Source organism: Gordonia marina (assembly GCF_052036135.1).
Taxonomy (GTDB): domain Bacteria; phylum Actinomycetota; class Actinomycetes; order Mycobacteriales; family Mycobacteriaceae; genus Gordonia.
Map to the genome: position 1 here is coordinate 164,966 of NZ_JBPSDN010000002.1, position 21,274 is coordinate 186,239.

18 protein-coding genes are annotated in these 21,274 nt (G+C 72.0%); 3 read left to right on the plus strand and 15 right to left on the minus strand.

All coding sequences use genetic code 11. The features are described from left to right. Positions 1-34: 34 nt before the first annotated feature. Both ACSEEN_RS01775 and ACSEEN_RS01780 read right to left on the minus strand, forming a co-directional pair. Positions 35-1,306 carry an MFS transporter gene (locus tag ACSEEN_RS01775; protein ID WP_440712117.1) on the minus strand — a complete coding sequence of 424 codons (1,272 nt, stop codon included), beginning with the start codon at positions 1,304-1,306 and terminating at the stop codon, positions 35-37. Beyond that, entirely contained in the window at positions 1,303-2,664 is a 1,362-nt protein-coding gene (locus tag ACSEEN_RS01780) for a GH1 family beta-glucosidase (RefSeq protein ID WP_440712118.1), read from the minus strand. Before ACSEEN_RS01780 ends, ACSEEN_RS01775 begins: the two co-directional genes overlap by 4 nt. Before the next feature lie 126 nt (positions 2,665-2,790). Here ACSEEN_RS01780 and ACSEEN_RS01785 point away from each other — a divergent pair, with 126 nt between their 5' ends. Next, a complete protein-coding gene (locus tag ACSEEN_RS01785; RefSeq protein WP_440712119.1) occupies positions 2,791-3,609 on the plus strand; it encodes an SGNH/GDSL hydrolase family protein in 819 nt (272 codons plus the stop codon). Between the two features lie 3 nt (positions 3,610-3,612). Here ACSEEN_RS01785 and ACSEEN_RS01790 read toward each other — a convergent pair whose 3' ends face one another. From ACSEEN_RS01790 to ACSEEN_RS01810, 5 genes are all read right to left on the minus strand, one after another. After that, entirely contained in the window at positions 3,613-6,165 is a 2,553-nt protein-coding gene (locus tag ACSEEN_RS01790; protein WP_440712120.1) for a helix-turn-helix transcriptional regulator, read from the minus strand. A 10-nt stretch (positions 6,166-6,175) separates the two neighbouring features. Beyond that, positions 6,176-8,749 carry an AAA family ATPase gene (locus ACSEEN_RS01795; protein ID WP_440712121.1) on the minus strand — a complete coding sequence of 858 codons (2,574 nt, stop codon included), beginning with the start codon at positions 8,747-8,749 and terminating at the stop codon, positions 6,176-6,178. Positions 8,750-8,753: 4 nt separating this feature from the next. Further along, positions 8,754-9,737, minus strand: coding sequence for an alpha/beta hydrolase (locus ACSEEN_RS01800; protein WP_440712122.1), 984 nt, complete (start codon positions 9,735-9,737; stop codon positions 8,754-8,756). A 61-nt stretch (positions 9,738-9,798) separates the two neighbouring features. Beyond that, positions 9,799-10,374 (minus strand): aminoacyl-tRNA hydrolase, encoded by a 576-nt coding sequence (pth, locus tag ACSEEN_RS01805; protein ID WP_440712155.1) that lies wholly within the window; start codon positions 10,372-10,374, stop codon positions 9,799-9,801. An 8-nt stretch (positions 10,375-10,382) separates the two neighbouring features. After that, positions 10,383-10,994 (minus strand): 50S ribosomal protein L25/general stress protein Ctc, encoded by a 612-nt coding sequence (locus ACSEEN_RS01810; RefSeq protein WP_247866557.1) that lies wholly within the window; start codon positions 10,992-10,994, stop codon positions 10,383-10,385. 202 nt (positions 10,995-11,196) lie between these two features. On the opposite strand from ACSEEN_RS01810, the gene ACSEEN_RS01815 reads away from it, so the two are divergent. Continuing rightward, complete coding sequence (locus tag ACSEEN_RS01815) at positions 11,197-11,655, plus strand: limonene-1,2-epoxide hydrolase family protein (RefSeq protein WP_440712123.1); 459 nt, start codon at positions 11,197-11,199, stop codon at positions 11,653-11,655. A gap of 10 nt (positions 11,656-11,665) precedes the next feature. On the opposite strand, the gene ACSEEN_RS01820 is transcribed toward ACSEEN_RS01815, so the two are convergent. The 6 genes from ACSEEN_RS01820 to arsC form a co-directional block, all read right to left on the minus strand. Continuing rightward, positions 11,666-12,694, minus strand: coding sequence for a pyridoxal phosphate-dependent aminotransferase (locus ACSEEN_RS01820; protein ID WP_440712124.1), 1,029 nt, complete (start codon positions 12,692-12,694; stop codon positions 11,666-11,668). Beyond that, positions 12,691-13,722 carry a 3-oxoacyl-[acyl-carrier-protein] synthase III C-terminal domain-containing protein gene (locus tag ACSEEN_RS01825; RefSeq protein WP_440712125.1) on the minus strand — a complete coding sequence of 344 codons (1,032 nt, stop codon included), beginning with the start codon at positions 13,720-13,722 and terminating at the stop codon, positions 12,691-12,693. Before ACSEEN_RS01825 ends, ACSEEN_RS01820 begins: the two co-directional genes overlap by 4 nt. Continuing rightward, the gene (locus tag ACSEEN_RS01830) at positions 13,719-14,384 is read right to left on the minus strand and encodes an SRPBCC family protein (protein WP_440712126.1); all 666 of its coding nucleotides are present in this window, start codon (positions 14,382-14,384) and stop codon (positions 13,719-13,721) included. The genes ACSEEN_RS01825 and ACSEEN_RS01830 overlap by 4 nt, the downstream gene beginning before the upstream one ends. Continuing rightward, positions 14,381-16,045, minus strand: coding sequence for a thiamine pyrophosphate-binding protein (locus tag ACSEEN_RS01835; protein WP_440712127.1), 1,665 nt, complete (start codon positions 16,043-16,045; stop codon positions 14,381-14,383). The genes ACSEEN_RS01830 and ACSEEN_RS01835 overlap by 4 nt, the downstream gene beginning before the upstream one ends. Next, on the minus strand, positions 16,042-17,676 hold the full coding sequence (locus ACSEEN_RS01840; protein WP_440712128.1) for a GMC oxidoreductase: 1,635 nt from the start codon (positions 17,674-17,676) through the stop codon (positions 16,042-16,044). The genes ACSEEN_RS01835 and ACSEEN_RS01840 overlap by 4 nt, the downstream gene beginning before the upstream one ends. 72 nt (positions 17,677-17,748) lie before the next feature. Next, positions 17,749-18,090: an arsenate reductase (glutaredoxin) gene (gene arsC, locus ACSEEN_RS01845; protein WP_440712129.1), complete on the minus strand. Its 342-nt coding sequence runs from the start codon at positions 18,088-18,090 to the stop codon at positions 17,749-17,751. A 67-nt stretch (positions 18,091-18,157) separates the two neighbouring features. Here arsC and ACSEEN_RS01850 point away from each other — a divergent pair, with 67 nt between their 5' ends. After that, positions 18,158-18,718, plus strand: coding sequence for a pyridoxamine 5'-phosphate oxidase family protein (locus ACSEEN_RS01850; RefSeq protein ID WP_440712130.1), 561 nt, complete (start codon positions 18,158-18,160; stop codon positions 18,716-18,718). Positions 18,719-18,730: 12 nt separating this feature from the next. Here ACSEEN_RS01850 and ACSEEN_RS01855 read toward each other — a convergent pair whose 3' ends face one another. Together ACSEEN_RS01855 and glmU are read right to left on the minus strand one after the other, a co-directional pair. Continuing rightward, on the minus strand, positions 18,731-19,708 hold the full coding sequence (locus ACSEEN_RS01855; protein WP_247866564.1) for a ribose-phosphate diphosphokinase: 978 nt from the start codon (positions 19,706-19,708) through the stop codon (positions 18,731-18,733). Beyond that, the gene (gene glmU, locus ACSEEN_RS01860) at positions 19,705-21,192 is read right to left on the minus strand and encodes a bifunctional UDP-N-acetylglucosamine diphosphorylase/glucosamine-1-phosphate N-acetyltransferase GlmU (protein ID WP_440712131.1); all 1,488 of its coding nucleotides are present in this window, start codon (positions 21,190-21,192) and stop codon (positions 19,705-19,707) included. Before glmU ends, ACSEEN_RS01855 begins: the two co-directional genes overlap by 4 nt. Positions 21,193-21,274: the final 82 nt, after the last annotated feature.

A 21,274-nucleotide genomic window follows, 5' to 3' on the forward strand; every position in this document is an offset into this window, starting at 1 on the left:
AATGGTAGTGAACGCCGAATGTGTTACTCGTGAACTACCGCCCCGAGACCACATCCGTCACCGCGATTGTGCTCTTGTCCCGGGCGAGCATCGTCAGCAGGCCCCCGATAACCGATAGGACGGCCGCCATCGCGAACAGCAACCAGAAGCCGCCGACCGCCGCGACCAGCCCCGCACCCAGCATCGGGCCGATCAGCTGACCGAGTGCCGCGGCGACGTTCACGATCCCGAGATCGCGTCCGTGGTCCTCCTCGTGCGGCAGCAGATCGGTCGCGAACGCGAGGCCGACGGTGGAGAACGCACCGTAGCCGACACCCATCAGCGCGGCGCCGGCCATCGTGACGGCGAACGTCGGATGCACGCAGATCACCACGCCGGAGACCGCCTGGACCATGGCCGCGACCACCGTCGGAATCCGGCGCCGGCCGGTGCGGTCGGAATAGACGCCGGACACGATCGACGCGATCACCACGAAGATGGTGTAGACCACCACCAGCAGCAGCAGATTGTCCTCGGCGGCGGACTTCTCCTGATCGAGCCCGTACAGCAGGAAGAACAGGAACAGCGACGTGCCCAGCGCGTTGCCGATGTTGGCGATCAGCCGGCCGGCCAGCATCCAGCTGAAGTCGCGGTCGCGCAGCGAGCGCCACGGATCGTGCTCGCGCAGCGCGGCGCGCGTCTCTCGCGGATCCGGCGGGTCGGGCAGCAGGCACGCCGCCCCGGCACCGACGACGGCGATGAGGACGGCGAGGAACAGGTAGCCGGCCAGCACGGTCAGCCCCAGGGTCACCACCGCGCCGACGCCGATCACGATGCCGGCGGCCTGCGACGAGCCGATCGCGGCGCCGGCGGCACCGCGCTGATCGGCGGGCAGCTGGTCGGCGATGAGGGCGGTGAACGCGGCCGAGGCCACCGCGACCCCCACCGACACCCCGATCCACGCGGCGCCGACCAGCAGCGGCCGGTGCGCGAACCCGGTCAGGATCAGGCAGACCGCCGTGCCGAGCGAACCGCCGATGGCCCACACCCGGCGCCGCCCGCCGAGCCAGCCGGGGAAACCCGCCGAGTCGGTGCGGTCGGACAGCGCACCGGCCAGCGGCCCGGCGATCACGCCGACCAGGCCGCCGACGCCGAGGATCAGCCCGGAGACGACCACCCCGTGCACCCAGCGGTCGCCGTCGTCGGAGACCTGACTGTCCAGCTGCAGGGGGAGCAGCAGTTGCAGCGGGGTCAGCTGGACCATCCAGATCACCAGCCACGCGAGGGTGAAGACCGTCATCCATGTCCGGCCGACCCGTGCTCTCATGCGAGGTTCCCGTTCTCCCGCGCCGCCGCGATCACCCGGCGGTACCAGTCGTATGACGCCTTCGGCGTGCGCTCTCCGGTCGCGAAGTCGACGTGTGTCAGACCGAACCGCTGGGTGTATCCGTCGGCCCACTCGAAGTTGTCGAGCAGCGACCATACCGTGTATTCCTCGACGTTCGCGCCGTCCGCCATGGCCGTCGCGACCGCGCGCAGATGCCCGTCGAGATAGGCGATCCGGTCGGCGTCGTCGACCCGTCCGGCGGCGTCCGGCTCCGGGAACGACGCCCCGTTCTCGCTGATGATCAGGGGCGGCAGGGCGTCGCCGTAGCGCCGGGTGAAACCGGTCAGCAGTGCGGTGAGGGCCGCGGGCATGATCGGCCACTCCTCTCCGAACCCGGTGACCGGCACGCCCGGCGTCGGCAGCATCTCGAACGGGATCGGGCCGTCGGCGGCCGGCGCCCCGATCGTCGTCGGGTTGTAGAAGTTGACGGCGTAGAAGTCGGGCCGCTGGGAGATCAGATCCAGGTCGCAGTCCCGGATCGGGAGATCGGGGGCGCCCAGCGGACTCAGATCCGGATAGGTGCCGAGCAGGATCGGCTCGGCGTACAACCGGTTGTGCAGCAGGTCGTAGACGTCTGCGGCCCGCGCGTCGTCGGCGGAGTCGGTGGCCGGCAGCACGTGGGTGTGGTTGTTCGCCAGGCCGACGGCGGCGGCACCGGCGGCGCGCAGGACCGGCACCGCCAGCCCGTGCGCCAGCAATTGGTGATGCACGGTCGGCAGGGCGTCGAACAGCAGGAACTTGCCGGGAGCCAGGGTGCCGATACCGTAGCCCTGCAGTGTGGTCATGGCCGGTTCGTTGAGGGTGTACCAGTGCTGCACGCGGTCGCCGAGGCGCTCGGTGACCAGGGCGGTGTACTCGGCGAAGCGGTAGGCGGTGTCCCGGGACAGCCAGCCGCCGCCGTCCTCGAGTTCGATCGGGAGATCCCAGTGGTACAGCGTCGGGAACGGCGTCACCCCCGCTTCGAGGAGGGCGTCGACCAGGCGGGAGTAGTAGTCGAGGCCTGCGGGATTGGCGGCTCCGCGGCCGCCGGGCTGCACCCGGGTCCAGGAGATCGAGAAGCGGTAGCGGTCCAGGCCGAGCCCGGCCGCGAGCGCGACGTCCTCCCGCCACCGGTGATAGCTGTCGGCGCCGGGGTCGGCCGTCGCGCCGTCGGCCACGCGGCCCGGCGTGTCGACGAAACGGTCCCAGATGCCGGCGCCGCGGCCGTCGGCGGTGCGGGCGCCCTCGATCTGGAAGGCGGCGGTGGCCGACGAGAAGCGCAGTCGCCGGAGCTGGTCGAGTGGGAGTGCGGGAGACACCGCGCAAGGCTAACCGATCGATGCGGGACTCGATACACACTTGTATTGAATTGTTCCGCGGAGTATGTTGCCGAGTGACCTATGACACGTCGGGGAGTCACTGTGAAGAAGAATGCCGTCCGTTTGATGTCCGCCGTCTCGGCCCTCGCGCTCGGGGTGGTGCTCGCGCCGCACGCAGCGGCGATGCCCGACCCCGCACCGCGCGGGGCGCCGTACGTCTCGATCGGCGATTCGTATGTCGCCGCCGGCTCGGCGACCACCAGCGACCGGGACGGGTGTTCGCAGGCCTCCGACGACGTCGGGCACCTGGTGGCGGCCCGGATGCCGGGCGTGCGCTTCGCCGACTGGGCGTGCTCGGGCGCCGCGACCAAGGACATCACGACCGACACCGCGATGGGACCGCAGATCCGCGGCCTCGGCCCGAAGACGAAGTACGTCTCGATCTCCATCGGCGGCAACGACGACGCGCTCTTCGCCGACCTGATTCAGAAGTGCCTGGTCGGGGCGTTCTGCACGCCGGAGGTCGAGAAGGACGCGATGGCCAAGATCGACGTCCTCGGCCCGCGCCTGGACGCCACCTATGCGGCGGTCCGCAAGGCCGCGCCGAACGCGCAGGTGGTCGTCGTGCCGTATCTGCGGATCCTGCCCGATGATCCGCGCGGCTGCTTCGCCGACGTGCTGATGGGCGACGTCGCCGTGCAGCGTGCCAATCGGGTGCAGAAGCGCCTCAACAAGACGATCACCCAGCGCGCCGAGCGCGCCGGATTCACCGTCGTCGATCCGAACGCCGCACCCGGACACTCGATGTGCGCCCCGGACGGTGCGCGCTGGGTCTCGCTGACCGGCGTCGGCCCGGGCGACGACGGCGTCCCGATCCATCCGACGCTCGCCGGGCGCAAGCACGTGGCGAAGCTGGTCGCCGCCGCGTTCCGCGACCAGCGCTGAGGTCTACGGACTCAGCTGTGCGGCGCGGTACCGATGGCCTTCGACGGTCCGGACCGACAGCCCCGTCGCCGATGCGATCTGCCGGTTCGACAAGCCCGCCGCGGCCAGCCGCATGATCTCCCGCTGTCGCGGAGTGAGCCGGTCACCGGCGCGGACGGTCTCCACGGCGACGCTGGTCAGGCCGCGTGCCTGGGCGGCGGCCACGGCCCGCTGCGTCGCCGAGAGTGCCGCCCCCGAACGACCCGCCGTGCGTAGCAGCAGCGCGGCCTGCGCATCGGTGTCGGCGGCCTCACCGGCCATCCCCGCCGCCAGGTAGCCGGCGGCGGCCCGCGTCAGCGCCTCCGGGTCGGCGGCGGCGAGCGCCCTCGCGTGGGCGGCGGCGAGGACGGCACGGGGGCACTGCGGCAGGTCGGCGGCCAGCGCGGTCAGCCGCTCCGCGCACCCGTCGTCGCCGAAGCGGACGGCGGCCTGCAGGCAGTACACCTCCGCGGCGGGCTGGCCGCGCTCCCGGGCGTGCGCGGCGGTGCCGCGGGCCCGCGCCGCCGCATCCGCGGTGAGGCCGCGTGCGGCGTCGAGCCACGCGTGGACCAGATCGACCCGCGGGCGCGCGTACGCGAAGAGGGCGCCGGGCGCGGACCCGAGGTGCGCGGCCATCTCGTCGGCCGTCGCGAGATCGCCGCTCTGCGCGGCGGCCTCGGCGCAGTCGAGCCAGAACAGATAGCGGACGTAATCCGGGGCGCCGCACCGGTCGAGCCCGTCCAGCGCGGTCCGCAGTATCGCGACGGCGCGTGTCATCGCGGCCTCGGCGAACGCGGTCACTCCGGCGAGGCCGGACAGCCAGTGCCGTCCCGGCCCGGCGAGATCGGGGACCAGCTCGACGATCTGCGCCCCGGCGCGAACGGCTCCCGCGATGTCCCCGCACAGATGCCGGGCGTGGATGTCCAGGCAGGCCAGCGAGATCCGCTGGTGCGGGGCCCCGCGCCAGCGGTCACCGTCGGCGTCGCCCGCGCGGATCGCCTCGTCCAGCAGGTGCGGGAGACCGGCGTCCCCGGCCCCGATCACCAGTCCCATCGTCCGGAACGTGCGGGCGAGCTCGGGCAGATTCCCGGCGCCGGTGGGGGCCGAGTGGGACCGCAGCAGGGCGCAGGCCTCCACCGCACGGCCCCGGGTGGCGAGAAGAAAGCCCCGGGCGGCGGCCGCCGTGGCGGCGCCGAGGGTGCCGGCGGCATCGTCGAGGATCCGCTGCGCCTCGTCGGGCGCGGCGCGCGCGGTCACCTGGTTGAGCACGCGCAGGAGTGTCGAGGTGCGGGTCAGCGCCGGCTCGGTGCGCGCCGCGCAGGCCCGGGCCAGCAGTTCGTCGGCCAGATCGCCAGAGCCGGTGACCGAGGCGATGTACCCCTCGGTGAGCAGCGCGGCGGACCGGACCGGACCGGGCCCCACCGCGCGCGCGAAACGGATCGCGAGGGCGAAGTCGAGGCCGCGCACCGCGGCATCGGCACCGCGGACCAGGAGACGGTCCCGGCCGGTGAACCCGGGTTGGTCCAGGGCGAGGGACGCCAGACCCAGTTCCAGGCTGAGGTTCCGGTGGTCCAGCTGCACCTCGCGCAGCCGCGCGGCGAGCAGCGCGCGCAGTCGGCGTCGATGGGCGATCCCGGACGAGGCACGCCGCACGGCGGCGATCATCGGGTGCGCGATCGACACCGCCGGCGCCGCCAATCCGTCGTCGGACACCCGGACGGCCCGGATCAGGCCGGCGGCCGAGGCGGCCGCGAGGGCGCCGTCGGCGGTCATGCCGGCGAGCACATCGCCCGGCAGATCACCGGCCTCCAGCAGACAGTCGAGTACCTCGGCCGCAGCGGGGCCGGCCTGCGCGATCCGGGCGCCGATCCGCTCGGCCACGACGGCCGGGATCTCGGGGTCGCCGTCGAGCGTCCAGATGCCGAAACGTTCGGTGAGGGCACCGGTGTCGCACGCGTGCTGCACCAGCGCCCGCAGGTAGCCGGGCGTGCCGTCGCTGGCGTGCCAGAACCGGGCGGCGGTGCCGGCGTCGACCGGTCCGCCGAGCGCGGCCTCGATCACCCGGCCCGATTCGGTCTGGTCGAAGTCGTGCAGCGCGATGCGCTCGGCCCGCGGGTGCGTGACCAGGTCCGCAGACTCCGGTGACAACGCCGCGTACCGGGTGTACGTGAGGATCACTGGAACCAGACCGCCGATCGCGGCCTCGGCGACCACCGCGAGGGAGGCGTCGTCGAGGAGGTCGACGTCGTCCACCACCAGCAGCCCGGTGTCGCGGGCCAGCGCGCGGACCTGGTCGGACGGCGGATCGGTGGGGTCGACCCAGCGGGCCAGGGCGCCGGTGGGCAGGCCGCGACCGGCGCTGCACGCGGACGACCAGCGGACGGCGGTGCGATCGGCGGCGATCTCCCGGGCCAGACGCGTCTTGCCGACGGCCTCGCCACCGGTGATCACCACGAACCGGCCGCGGCTCGGCGCGAGTGCGCGGCGTGCCGCCGCGAGTTCGGGTCGCCGTCCCACCCACGGCCAGGAATTGACCATGGTGATCATGCTATTCGCCATGCCGGGGTCGCAGCGAGGGAATTGTTCCGGCGCGGACCGGGCCGCCGAGCAGCCGCGATGCCCGGTACAGGTGGCCCTCGACGGTCCGCACCGACACCGACAACTCCTCGGCGATCACCCGGCTGGGTGCGCCCTGCCGGGCACGGTGGATGATCCCGCGCTGGCGTTCGCTCAGGCCGACGTCCCGGTCGGCGGCCCGGAGGGCGGGACTGGTCAGGCCGATCTCCGTCGCGATCCGATCGGCGAGCGCGAGGGCGTCGACGGCGTCGTAGCCGCGGCCGTGCCGCATGAACGAGCTCGCCGCCTGGGCGGCCGCGTCGGCGGCGATCATCCGGTCGCCGGCGTGCTCGTTGTCGGTGGCGAGGGCCAGCAGCGCGTCCGGATCGTCGTCGGCGAGCGCCAGCGCGTGCCGGCCGGTCGTGCGGGCCCGCGGCATCTCGGGGGCGGCGGCGAGCAGCGCCGCCGAGCGTGCGGCGAGGGATGTCGCCCCCAGGCGCAGGGCGGTCTGGACCGCGACGACTTCCAGACCGTGCCTGCCGCGCTCGTGGGCCGCGTCGGCGGCGGCGAGCACGGCGCCGATCGCATCGTCGATCGGCCTCCGGCCGGTCAGGCACCAGGCGCGGCAGAGGGCGAGCCGGATGTCGAGCCGCTGGTGCCCGCGGTGCGGGTTCTCGGCCAGGTACGACAGTTCGCGCCGGGCCACCCGCAGGTCACCGGACTGCGCCGCGGCGTCGGCCCGGGCCAGATGGAAGGGATAGCGGACGAACAGCGGCATGCCGGTGGCGGCGAAGCCGTCGAGCGCACCGGCGCTGAACTCCCCGGCGGCCCGGACGTCGCCCGCGGTGCGGGCGGTGATGCCCCGCAAGCCCGTCAGAAAGTGCTGCGAGACGCCGGGGAACGGGGACAGCCGCATCGCCATTCGCTCCAGCGCGGCCCCGGCGGCGGAGACGTCGCCGGACAGATTCAGGGCGAGCGCCATGAACGTGCACAGCTGGGTCTGCTGGGAGGTCGCCATCACCGAGGTCTCCAGCTGCCCGAAACCGGCGTCGATCGCGGCCAGGAGCGCGCGGTGGTCGCCGACCTCTCCGGTGGCGATGATCCGGGCCGCCGCCGCGACCAGGCCGTTGACGCCGCGACCGTCGACCGGCGTGCGCTGCGCCGGGCGCGGCGGGTCGGCCGGCTGACGGCGCAGACTGAGCCGCGGGTGGCCGTGCAGGGCGGCGATGAACGCCAGATTCGCGTCGCGTGTCTCGGCGCTGGTCGACGGGTCTTCGGCGAGGCGACGCAGGGGTTCGGGGTCGTCGCCGGCCCACATGTTGCCGCCGGCGCGGATCAGGCCGATGGTCTCGCGCAGGGCGGGATCGACCACCTCGATCGACTCGATACCGCCGAACGCCCGCTCCGATCCGGCCTCGTCGCCGACGGCGGCCTGGGCGTAGCCGTACAGGATCCGCGCCCGCACGTAGTGCGGGCTGCCGGGCGCGACGTGTCCGCTGAGTTCGGCGGCGAGCGGCATGTCGAGCACGGACAGCGCGCCCTCGGCGCCGTTCAGCAGCAGGACGTCCCGGTTGGTGGCGCCCGGGGTCTCGGCGGCCAGCCGCGCCAGGCGCAGTGCGCCGCCGTAGTCGTCGTGCGGGTGCGGATCGTCGTTCGCCTCGTCGAGGATGCGCAGGCGCAGTTCGCGGCGGGTCTGCGCGGACAGGGTCGCGCGATGGACCTCGCCGTACAGCGGATGGGCGAGGCGGGTGATCCACGCGCCACCGGGCGCGATCGTGATCACGCCGCGCGTTTCGGCGGCCTCCACAGCGGGGGTTCCGGTGAGTCCGGTGAGGGTCGCGAGCGGCAGTGACTCGGCCTCGGAGAGCACGTCGATCAGCAGACCGAGGCCGTCGTAGGTGTGCCGCCGCAGCATGGACTCGACGGCGGTGCGCAGGTCGTCGGGATACGGGGCGTCGTCCGTCGCATCGACGAGGGCGTTCAGGAACAGCGGGTTGCCGCCCGAACGCCGCCACAGACCGGCCGCGCGCTCGTCGGTGGGCGGGCGCCCGCGCACGGTGAGGAATTCGGTGACCTCTGCCAGCGTGAACTCGCCGAGCTCGATGCGTTCGACGCGGTCGAGCCGGAGGATCTCGCCGACGGCCCGCGGTATCGGTTCCCCGGACCGCAGGGTCAGGATCACCCGCGCGGGGGTGTCGGTGACCAGCTGGTGGATCAGAAAGAGGGAGAAGTCGTCGGCGAGGTGGACGTCGTCGACCACGAGCAGACATCCGTTGGTGCGGCTGAACCGGGCCAGCAGCTCGGCGAAGCGGGGCAACGGGTCGGTGAGCGCCGGATCGGCCCATTTCTCGAAGACGCCGAAGGGCATGTCGCGGCCCGCGGGGTCGGCCTGCGCCCAGTGCACGGTGGTGCCGGGGGCGGCGGTGGCCGCCTCGCGGGCCAGCCGGGTCTTGCCGATGCCCGCCGGGCCGGTCAGCAGCACCACGCGCCGGTCGGGGTGGGCGAGAAGACGGGTGATCCGGCGGCGCTCCTCGGCGCGGCCGACGAAATCGTGGTGCGCGGTCATCGGCTCAGCGGACGTGCAGGGCACGGCTCAGGCCCGGCCAGGCGTGGGCGAGGGCGTCGTCCCAGTACGCGAACGAGTGGGTGCCGGTGGCCGGGAAGTACGTGGTGACCGGGATCGAGAGGCGGTGCAGGGTGTCGACGAATCGGTGACTGCACTCGTCGACCGCGGCTTCGATGGGACCGCCGACGAGCATCTGCTGGATCTTCTGCGGTGACGAGTCGTCGTCGTGCGGTCCCGGGATACCGGTGCCCGCCGACACGAACACGTACATGCCGCGCAGCCGGTGTGCGTTCGATGCGGCGTCGTGCGCGAGCCAGCCCGGCCCACCGGGCGGACCCCACATGTTGGCGACGTCGCCGGCGCCGCGGCCCTCGACGGTGAGCCGGACGTACTGGCTGCCCAGCGGGCCCGCGGTGTCGGGGCAGCCGCTGAACGACGCGACCCCGGCATAGCGGCCGCGGGCGCGTTCGGCGAGGGTGAGCGCCGCACTGCCCGACATGGAGAGGCCGGCGATCGCGGATCGGCCGGTGGTGCCGTAGGCGGCGTCGATCACCGGCGGGAGTTCCCGGGTCAGAAAGGTCTCCCAGCGCTGCCTGCCCAGCATCGGGTCGTCGCGGCGCCAGTCGGTGTAGTAGCTGAACGCGCCCTCCATCGGGATCACGACGGTGACGTTCTTGTCGGCGAAGAACTCGGCCGCGTGGCCGTCGACGGTCCAGGCCGCGCGGTCCTCGCCGCCGCTCGCGCCGTTGAGGAGATACAGGGTCGGTGCCGGACCGCCGGAGGAGGGGAGGAGGACGTCGACGGGGACGTTCCGGCGCATCGACGCGCTGTACACCTCGATCGCCAGGTGCCGCGGACCGAGCACGCGCTGCGTGACCGGGCCGGGACGCGCGGCGGCCGGACCGGCCCCCGGGGTGCCCGGGCCGGCGGCCAGCGCGGCGATCACCGCGGTGATCAGAGCCAGGAGACGACACGGGCGGCCACTCATGATCTCTATCGAAGCCGATCAGGGGGCGTCTGCATCGAGTAGTGGACTACTCGATTTCACCTCACCACGCGTGCACGACGTTCTGAGCCGCCTCCAGGCCCTGCTTCAGCAGAAGCTCGACGGCGTCGACGCCGTTCCCGATCAGCAGATCGACCTCGGCACGCTGGGCGGAGGGGAACGGCTTGAGCACGAAATCGGCCGGATCCTGCCGGCCGGGCGGGCGGCCGATACCGAGCCGGACGCGGGTGTAGTCGCGGGTGCCCAGGGCCTGGGTCAGCGAGCGCAGGCCGTTGTGGCCGCCCTCGCCGCCGCCGCGCTTGAGTCGCACCTGACCGAAGTCGATGTCGAGCTCGTCGTGCAGGACGATCACGTCCTCGGGGGCGACGCCGTAGTACTTGGCCAGCGGTCCGATCTGCCGGCCGGTGACGTTCATGTAGGTCCGCGCCTTGGCGACCAGGACGGGCTCGTGTTCGTTTGAGCCTGTCGACAACCGCACGGTCGCCACCTCGGCGCCCGACTTGCGGTGCACGGTGTACTTCTCGCCGTACGAGAAGACCAGGCCATCGGCGACCATCGCGCCGATGTTGTGCCTGGTCTTCTCGTAAGCGGGACCGGGATTGCCCAGTCCGACGATCAGGGCGGGAATTACTCCGCGGCTTCCTCGGCGGGAGCCTCGGCGTCGCCCTCACCCTCGGCGTCCTCGGACTCGGCCTTGGCGGCCTCGTTCACGGCGACGATCAGGGTGTCCTCCGGGGAGACCAGGGTGCTGCCCTGCGGCAGCTCCAGGTCGCCGGCGGTGATGTTGGTGACGGCCTCGACGCCCTCGACCGACACGGTGATGTTCTCCGGGATGTGCAGCGCCTCGGCCTCGACCTGGATGGTGCTGGCGTCCTGGACGACCAGGGTGCCCGGGGCGGCGTCGCCCTCGATCACGATGTTGACGTCGACGGTCACCTTCTCACCGCGGCGGACCAGCAGCAGGTCGACGTGCTCGATGTTGTTCTTGATGGCGTGGACGTCGACCTGCTTGGTCAGCGCGAGCTGGCTCTTGCCGTCGATGTCCAGGTCGATCACGGCGTTGGTGCCGTTGGCGCGCAGGATGGCGGCCAGCTCGCGGTCGGGGAGCAGCAGGTGCTGCGGCTCGCTGCCGTGGCCGTACAGCACGGCGGGGACCTGGCCGGCGCGGCGGGCGCGGCGCGCGGCGCCCTTGCCCGACTCGGTGCGAACGGTGGTCGTCAGCTTCGGGGTCTGCGACATGAGAATCTCCTCGTTACTCGTATGCGGTGGTTTCGCGGCGCACGACGGCCGAGATCGAGGAACCACACCGCCGAGAGCGGGATTCTGCTTCTCGTCGCGCCGATAACGGTGAACTCCGTGGTGGACACGGGGCACCCTCGCCGAGACAACGTCGTCCACCCTAGATCAGTGCAGGTCAGGTTGTCACATCTACGATGGCGTCATGACGTCTCAGACACCGGAAGACCTGGTCGCCGACTTCTTCGCCGCCCTCGCGCAGCAGCGCCTCGACGACGCGCTGGCGTCGGTGGCCGACTCGATCGTCTATACCAACGTGTCGTTGCCGACCGTGCGCGGGAAGAAGCGCTTCGCGGCGATCATGGGCGCTCTCAACGGGGGCCTCGTGAGCTTCGACGCCGAACTCCGCGCGATCGCCGGGAACGACGACGGCGTGGTGCTCACCGAGCGGATCGACGAGCTCACGGTGGGGCCGCTGCGCATCCGGTTCTGGGTCTGCGGGCGCAACGAGGTGCGCGACGGGCAGATCGTCGTGTGGCGCGACTACTTCGACTTCTGGGACTGCACCCGCGGTCTCGTCCGCGCGCTGGCCGGAGCGGTCGTGCCCACGCTGAATCGCCGGCCGCTGGCCGCTCCGGTCTCCGCGCGGACGGTCGCCGGCTGACGAACTGTCGTTACGCGCACGCCACCGCGAGGCGGAGGGCGCCGACGAGGTAGTCGGTGACCCCGCGATCGGCGACGGTCAGCCGGAAGCCGTGACCGGGGTACTCGCGGCCGATCACGCCTGCGCCGCGCAACACGCGGCCGATCTCCAGACCCACCTCCCCCGGGAGGAAGACGAAGTTGGCCTCACTGCGCAGCACCGGGCAGCCGATCTCGGTGAGGAGGGCCACCAGGCGGTCGCGTTCGGCGCGCATCGCGGCGACCCGCTCGCCCAGTTGCGCCTGCGCACGCAGCGCCACCGGTACGGCCTGCTGCGCGGCGGTGGAGACCGCGAACGGGATCTCGCGTCGTCGTGCGCCGGCCACGGCGGCCGGGGTGCCGAACGCGTAGCCGATCCGCACGCCCGCCAGGCCGTACGCCTTCGAGAAGGTCCTCAGCACCGTCAGATTCGGGAACTCCGCCACCAGTGCCAGGCTGTCCGGTGGCCGCTCGCAGTACTCCACGTACGCCTCGTCGAGGATCACCGGCAGATCGGCGCGCACCGAGCGCACCGACAGCAGCAGGGCGCGGAGCCGCGCCTCGGTCAGCACCGCTCCGGTGGGATTGTGCGGCGAGCACACGATCAGCGCGGCCGTCGACGGTGTCACCGACGCCGCCAGGGCGTCGAGATCGGGGGCTCCGTCGTCGAGGAGCCGGGTCGCGTCGACCCGGTACCCGAGCATCGACGCGAGAATCGCGAAACCGTCGAACGTCGGCGCCGGGGTGCTCAGGTGCGGCGTGTCCCGGCCGGCGGCACGGTGCCGGGCCGCGGCGTCACTCAGCAGCGCGGAGACCACCGCGGTCCCGCCGGGACCGACCACGACGCCCGAGGCATCCACACCGAGGTGCGCGGCGATCGCCGCTCGTGCCGTCTCCGGGCGGAACTCCGGGTAGCGGTTCGCGGTCGCGGCCGTGGTCGCGATCGCCTCCGCGACGGCGGGCAGCGGCTGATAGGCCGATTCGTTGAGGTCGCAGCGGATGATCGGTCGCGGCGCGGTCACGACCGGCCGTTCCACCGGATCGCCGCGGCGGCCGCGAAGTCGCCCGCGTGCGCGAACGCCGACGTCATCACCACCTGGCCGGGCCGTATCCGGCCGGACTCGATCAACGCATCGAAGGTCATCGGCACGCCGACCGCGAACAGGTTGCCGCACTCGTCGAAGGTGTCGGGATGGCGCTCCTCGGGCAACTCCAGCGCCTCCCGCCAGTTGCGCAGGAACACCCGGTTGGGCTGGTTGGTGATGAACCAGTCCAGGTCGGCCGGCCGCACGCCGATCCGCTCGGCCGCCTCGATCGCGACCTCGGGCACCTGCCGGTTGCCGCGGGAGAGGACCTTGGCGATCTTGGCGTTGGTGAAACCGACGTGGATCTGGCCGTCACCGGCTTCCCAGTACTTGCGCGGCGGGGTCGAGACCGCCGTCATGTCGGGTGCGTACTCGCCGTACGAGCGGCTGAGCGTGGTCAGCACCGGGTTCCCGCCCGTGCCGAGGGTGAGCGTGGCCACCGCGGCCCCGTCGCCGGGGATGGCGGCCTGGGCTTTGCCGCGGACCTGCTCCTGAACGAAGATCTGCCCGGCGCTGTTCTGCGCCAGCGCGATCAGCGCCTTGCGGCCGCCACGCGCGGCGAGCAGTGCCCCGCCGATCTCGATCAGATGGGCGAAGGCCGCGCAGCCGCCGTTGTGAACGTCGAGGACCGTCGCCGGGTCCAGGCCCAGGCGGTGTGCCACTTCGCCGCCGCATCCGCGCACGGGCACCTCCGGCAGCTGACTGTGGGTGAGGAGGACGTCGACGTCGTCGAGATAGTCCGGGCCGTGGCGGTCGGTGAGAACCGCCGCGGCGCTCACGATCATGTCCGCGGAGGTCTCGCCGTCGGCGGCATGGTGCCGGAACGCCGGGGCGCGGAACATCACGTTGCCGGCGAGGTCGTCGTCCTCGGCGAAGGCGGCGAAATACGATGACGGCACCCGGTTCGCCGGACGGTAGGTGGCCAGGTCGGCGAGGGCCACGGGCGGGGTGGCGGCAGCGGTCATGCGCGCATCCATTCCGGGGTCAGGGGCCGGCCGGTCCGATGACGGTGTTCGGCGATCCGGGTGAGGTTGTCGAGTTCTATCCGATGGCCGGCCCAGAACATGTCCCACAGGTCGCCGACCCACTCCTCGCGGTCGGCCGGGGCGATGTCCGGGTAGGGGTTCTCGTCGTAGTAGGGGTGGTGGCAGTTGGTCCACAGCACCACCGAGCCCGGTCTGTTCAGTACCAGCTGGGCGTCGACGACCCGCATCAGGTAGATCATCCAGAGGTCGCCGCCCTGGTCCCACGCGCAGTGGTAGTCGACGGTCATGGCGTCGGGATTGGCGACGGTGCGCACGAAGAACTCGGTGCCGGGGTTCAGCATGTCGTAGCCGACGTAGAGCCCGGGGTCGTCGTCGCACGGGCGCAGGCCGCGTGAGCTGTAGGTCCACTCTTCGAGCGACCTGGTGTGCGCGAGCCACTCGTAGAGCTCCCGCGGCGGGGCGTCGACGAATCCCTGGATCGTGCAGAAGTCGCCGAAGATCTGGTTGTGCGGATAGACCGACCGGATCATGTCGACCACGCGGAAGGTGTTCTCGGCGCGGCCGTGCGTCTCGATCCGGATCACGCCGTCGAGCGGCGGTCCGGCGTCGAGATCGGTCCGGCTTCCGGGTACGGAGGTCATGGGGTTCCCTTCAGAAATGGGCCGAACGGTGGAATCTCGTCGGGATCGATGTCCACCACCAGGCAATTGGGGCCCGGCCGGGACAGGAGCCCGGCGCAGGCGGAGGACAGGTCGGTGGGTCCGGCGGCGCGCCGCACGTCGAGCCCGGGAAACATGGCGGCCAGCCCGGCGGCGAGGTCGGCCGCGCCGAATCGGTTGAGGCCGGGGTCCGCGGTGGCGGGGAAGTAGAGGTTCTCCCGCGTCACGCACATGCCGTGCGCATTGTTGTTGAGGACGATGAGGGTGATCGGCGCGTCGTACTCGATCGCGGTGTGGATCTCCATACCGTGCATCAGGAACGAGCCGTCGCCGGCGATGACGACCGTCCGGGTCGCCGGGTTCGACGATGCCCCGCCGATGGCGGCACCGATGCCTGCCGCGATGCCGTAGCCCATGCCACCCATACCGAGCGCCACCACGAAGCGGCCGTCGCCGAACGGCAGATGGTGGATCGCGGCGGCCCCGGCGTTTCCGGCGTCGGCGAACACGCTGCACCCGGCGGGCAGGGCCGCCCCGATGGTCTCGATCGTCTCGCGCATGGTCAGCGGTCCGGTGATCCGCGGTGTGGACAGGAACTCGCGAGGCCGCGCGGGCCGGACCGCCGGTCCGGCGAGGCCGCGCAGCGACGTCAGCAGCGCGCCGATCGCATCCGGCAGGTTCGGTGTGGCGAGGTGTTCGACGCCCGGGACGCGCGGGGCGGCCCGGCCGAGATGGATCGTGTCCGCGGCGGCGATCGCCCCGTCGAGACCGGCTCGATCGGTCAGCGACAGTCGGCAGCCCACGACCACCAGGACCTCGGCGGCGGCGATCGCGGCGTGCGCCGAGGGATGCCCCATCACCCCGGTGACGCCGGGGCAATCGGTGTCGCCGACGTCCCGCCCGCCGGGCGAGACCACCAGGTCGGCGCCGAGCCGTCGGGCGAGCGCGCGCAGCGGGCCGGCGACGCCGGACCGGGATGCCTCCTCACCGGCCCAGAAACAGATGCGCGCGCCGCGCAGGCAGGCGCGGCGCAGCCGGTCGGCCACCTCGGTCACCTCGGGCGGCGGGGGACTCGTGGCCCGATCGTCGGCCGCGACGCCCCGGCGGTCCGGTGCCGCGGCGGCCTGCACGTCCTTCGGGATGATGAGGGCGGCGGGCCTGCCCCGGGAGAGCGTGGCGGCCGCCTCGTCGACGGCCTCGTCCAGTCCGGCCGGCTCATCGATGACGCGGCAGCATCCGACCACGCCGGACAGGACGGCGGGCAGGTCGATCGTGTCGGGCGGCGCGAGCATGTCCTGGAATCCGCCGCGCCCCACCGTCGTTCGCGGTGCGCTGCCGATGATCGCCAGGACCGGCACCCGGCTGTCGTACGATTCGCCGAGCGCGGGCACCACGTTGAGGGCCGCGCCGCCGGAGGTGGTCAGCACCGCCACCGGGCCGCCGCCGATCCGGGCGAGACCGTCGGCCATCGCGCCCGCGCCGAACTCGTGCTTGGCGATCACCGGGGCGATCCCGCGATGGCGCACCGCGGCGTCGAAGACGTCCTCGGCGTTGGCGCCGTGCACCCCGAACAGGGTGGATACGTGCAGGCCGGTGAGGCGTTCGACGAGCCGGTCGGCGACCGTCGGGCTCGCCTGGCTCACCGGCCGACAGCGGCCAGGAACCGGTCCATCGTGCGTTCCGCCAGCGCGGTGATGGTGAGCGAGGGGTTGGCCAGTCCGACCGCGCCGGGGCAGAACGCGCCGTCGACGACGAAGAGATTGTCGTAGCCCTTGACCGAGCCGTCGGCGTTCGCGGCCTTGCCGATCACCACGCCGCCGAGCCCGTGGAACGTGGCGCCGGAGCCGAATCCGGCAGCGCGAGAGGAGATCACGAGCCCGTTGTTCGGGGTCCCGTGCCGCACCTCGGTCATCTGGTGGAAGTGCTTGGCGAAGGCGCCGGCGCGGCGGTCCAGCACGCTCGTGCCCTCGGCGAACGGGTAGTTCAGTTCGGTGCCGCGGGTGGCGTGGACGTAGTCGATGGTGCCGCGTTCGGGGGTGTGTACCTGAATCAGATGAGTGAGCGCGGCCCCGCCGAGGGGTGCGGGGAACGGTGCGGCCTGGTAGATCATCGAGGCCGGGCCGCCGGGCAGCCGGTCGTCGTGGATCCGGGCGTAACCGGGGCCGCCCTGGCGCGGCCCCTGGGCGTCGCGCAGGTTGGTGCGGACGATGAGGAAGTCGCCGTTGCCGCCGAATCCGTCGCCGACGGTGCCCGGGAGCGCGGGCAGTGCGCCTTGCGCCCGAGCCCGGACCAGCAGCGACGTCGTGTGGTACGAGCCCGCGGCCAGGAACAGGTAGTCGGCCTCGGCGGTCACCGTGCGCACGGTGCGGTGGTGGTCGTCGATCAGCCGGGCGCGCACCACGAAGCCCTTCCGGCGGTGGCGGGGCCGGATGTCGAACACCTCGTGCATGGGTTTGACGACGACGTTGCCGGTGGCCTCGGCGGCGGGCAGGTAGTTGTGGTCGACGGAGTTCTTGGCGCCGCTGTTGACCCCGTAGGACAGGTCCCCGACGCTGACTCCGGGCCGTGCTTTTCCGGCGAGCTCGCGGCGGACGAGGTCCCAGTCGACCGCGAAGTCGGGGAAGGTGGGCGTGACGCCGTACCGGGCGATCGTGTTCAGCCACGTGCGCGCGCCCCGGTAGTTGGGGGTGGACAGGATGTCGCGTGGCAGGCCCGTGGCGTTGAGCATCTTCCGGGCCCGCGGGTAGTACGTCGCGGCCAGCTCGTCGTAGCCGGTGCCGCCCGGGAAGACCTCCTCGAAGTCGGCCTTGTTCGGCTGGATCGAGAAGGCGCCGAACACGAGCGACCCGCCGCCGACACCGGCACCGTGCACCGATTCGAGGCCGTTGCCCTTGATGGTCTCCAGCACGCCCGGGTAGCGCTCGACGGGAACCTGCATCGAGCTGGAGATCCCGGCGGTATCGGAGAACCAGGCGGCGCGCTTGTCCGGGTTGTCGAAGGTGGCGAACGTGTTGCCGTCCTTGCGGATCGGCCAGCGGCGACCGCGCTCGAAGACCGTGGTGCGGAAACCGGCCTGGCCGAGCCGGAGCGCGGCGACGGCGCCGCCGAATCCGCTGCCGATGACGATCGCGGTGGGGGCGCCGGGGTCGGCCGCGGCCGGCCCGTCGATCGATCCGGCGGCCGCGGCGCCGGCGAGGACCGCGGACGTTCCGAGGGCACCGCGCAGGAAGGTGCGGCGCGACAGCTGAGAGGTCGCTGAGCGAGAGTGGGGCACGGCCACACCCTAGCCCACTAGTTAGCTTAGGGAAACCTAACGTGTACGAATTCGATCGGCGGCCCGATGTCGCTACAGGATCTCGTCGACGCTCTCGATCGGGCGGGCCAGGCGGGTGCCCTTGTCGGTCACCACGATCGGCCGCTCGACCAGCACCGGGTGCGCGACCATCGCGTCGAGGATCTCGTCGTCGGTGGCCTCGGCGAGGTTCAGCTCCTTATAGAGGGCTTCCCGCTTGCGTGCCGCCTGGCCCGGCGTCAGGCCCGCGTCGGCGAACAACCGCTGCAACTGCTCGCGGGTCCAGCCGGTGTCCAGGTACTTCACCACGGTGGGCGCCACACCCGCATCCCGCAGCTTGTCGAGCGTCTTGCGGGAGGTCGAGCAGCGCGGGTTGTGGTAGATCGTCGCGTCCATGACAGCCACCGTATCGTGCTCCCGCCGACGTCTGATAGCGCCCGGGCCGGCGGGATACGGTGGGTCGATGAGCGAATTCCGCGACGGGCTTCGAGCGCTGCCGGTCTTCCCGGAGGAACTGCCGGCCTTCGATTGCTCGGCGTTGCCCGGCGAACCGATGGGAATGGCCCGGGAGTGGCTGGCGACGGCGATCGCCTCCGGCGAGCGGGCGCCGCACGCCGCCGCGTTCATCACCGTCGATGAGCGGGGCCGCCCGGCGACTCGCAGTCTCACCATCAGGGACATCGACGAGCGGGGCGTCCATGTCGCCAGTCGCCGCAGTTCGCGCAAGGGACGCCAACTCGCGCTGAACCCGACCGCGTCGGTGTTCTTCTACTGGCGGGAACTGGGCCGGCAGCTGGAGTTCGTCGGTACCGCGGTGCCGCTGTCCGCTGAGGAGTCGCTGAACGACTGGTGTGAGCGTCCCACGTACTCAGGGCTCGACGAGCCCGACTGGCAGGTGTGGGCCGTGCGCCCCGACCGGGTCGAGTTCCTTCAAGCCAGCCACGACCGCGCGCATCGCCAGGCGATCTATCGTCGGCGCCCCGGCGGCTGGGACGTTACCGGCTCCGAACCGGCGGGACGCTGACGGGGCGCCCGGTCAGGCGTTTCCGTTGAAGAGGCTGGTCACCGAGCCGTTCTCGAAGACCTCGCGGATGGTCTGCGCGAGCAGCGGCGCCATGGTCAGGACGGTCAGGTTCGCGAACCGCTTGTCCTCCGGGATGGGCAGGGTGTCGGTCGCGATCACTTCCTTGGCACCGCACGACGACAGCCGCTCGGTGGCCGGATCGGAGAAGACGCCGTGCGTGGTGGCGATGATGACGTCGCCGGCCCCGGCCTCCTTGAGGACCTTCACCGCGCCGGCGATGGTGCCGCCGGTGTCGATCATGTCGTCGATCAGCACGCAGGTCTTGCCCGCCACCTCACCGACCACGCGGTTGGCGACGATCTGGTTGGCGACATCGGGGTCGCGCGTCTTGTGGACGAACGCCATCGGGGCACCGTCGAGCGCGTCGGCCCACTTCTCGCCGACCTTCACGCGGCCGGCGTCGGGGGAGACGACGCAGATGTTGTCGGTGCCGTAGTTCTCCCGGACGTACTCGGCCAGCTGGCCCTGCGCGTGCATGTGGTCCACGGGGCCGTCGAAGAAGCCCTGGATCTGGTCGGTGTGCAGGTCGACGGTGATGATGCGGTCGACGCCGGCGGTCTTGAGCAGGTCCGCGATCAGGCGGGCCGAGATGGGCTCGCGGCCGCGGTGCTTCTTGTCCTGGCGGGCATAGGGATAGAACGGCAGCACCGCGGTGATCCGCTTGGCCGAGCCGCGCTTGAGCGCGTCGACCATGATCAGCGTCTCCATGATCCACTGGTTCACCGGGAGCGGACAGCTCTGCAGGACGAAGGCGTCGCTGCCGCGCACCGACTCCTCGAAGCGCACGAAGATCTCGCCGTTGGCGAAGTCGCGGGCCGTCTGCGGAACGATCTGCACACCCAGTTCCTGAGCCACCGCTTCGGCGAGTTCGGGGTGCGCACGCCCGGAGAAGAGCATCAGGTTCTTCTGTGCGTCGGTGGTCCACTTCATGAGTTGCTCTCCTCTTGGGCTGCCCGGGCCGCCTGGGCCGCCCGGCTGGCGGGCCGCTTGCGCAGGACCCAGTTCTCGATGTTGCGCTGCTCGCCGGCCGAGACGGCGAGCGCCCCGGCCGGAACATCCTCCCGGACGACGGTGCCCGCGCCGGTGTAGACGCCGTCTCCGATGGTCAGGGGGGCGACGAACATGTTGTCCGAGCCGGTCCGGCAGTGCGAGCCGATCACGGTGCGGTGCTTGTTCTCGCCGTCGTAGTTGACGAAGACGCTCGACGCCCCGATGTTGGTGCACTCGCCGATCTCGGCGTCGCCGACATAGGTCAGGTGCGGCACCTTGGTGCCCGCCCCGATGGCGGCGTTCTTGGTCTCGACGAAGGTCCCGATCTTGCCGTGGTCGCCGAGGTCGGTGCCCGGTCGCAGGTAGGCGAACGGGCCGACCAGGGCCCCCGCCCCGATGATCGCGCCGCTGCCGTGGGTGCGGATCACCTGGGCGCCCTCGCCGACCACCACGCCGTCGAGCGTGGTGTCCGGGCCGATCAGCGCGTCGGGGCCGATCACTGTGCGGCCGCGCAGCTGGGTACCGGGCTCGATGGTGGTGTCCTGGCCGATCACCACGTCGACGTCGATCCAGGTGGATGCCGGATCGACGACGGTGACCCCGGCGAGCTGGTGCCCGCGGACGATGCGCCGGTTCAGTTCGGCGGCGAGTTCGGAGAGCTGGGCGCGGTCGTTGCAGCCGGCCACCACCGCCGGGTCGCCGACCACGTGGGCGGCGACCGTCCGGCCGGCCGCGCGCGCGATCGCGACCACATCGGTGAGGTAGAACTCGCCCTGCGCGTTGTCCGAGGTCAGTTCGCTCAGCGCCGCGCGCAGCAGGTCCGCGTCGAAGGCGTAGATCCCGGCGTTCACCTCGGTGATCGCCAGCTCCGCGGGGGACGCGTCCTTGTGCTCGACGATGGCGGTCACCGCGCCGTCGTCGCCGCGGACGATACGGCCGTAACCCGTCGGATCGTCGACGACGAAGCTGGTCAGCGTGACCGCGGCACCCGATCCGGTGTGCTCGGCGATCAGTGCGCGCAGGGTGTCGCCGTCGAGCAGCGGGGCGTCGGCGACGGTCACCAGGACGGTGCCGCTGAAGTCCGCCGGAAGTCCGGTCAGGCCGGCGCGGGCGGCGTCGCCGGTTCCGAGCGGCTCCTCCTGGAGAGCGACGGTCAGCGCGCTGCCCAGATGGCCGGCGACCCGCTCGATCTCGGCGGTCACCTTCTCCCGCTCGTGGCTGACCACCGGGACCACATGGGCGGGCCAGACGTCCTCGGCCGCGGCCAGGGCGTGGTGGACCAGCGAGCGCCCGGCGATCCGGTGCAGGATCTTCGGGGTCTTCGACTTCATCCGGGTGCCCGCACCCGCCGCCAGCACGATGACGGCGAGCCGCTGGTCGTACGCGCGATCGGGCTCGTACGCGCCGCTGGGCTGTCGGCTCAATGCATCTCCTCCGCGGTGCACGCTGCGTGGCGGCGCTCTGTCGAGTGCCGCCGGAAATTCTACGCTGGCCCCAGTAGTGTTC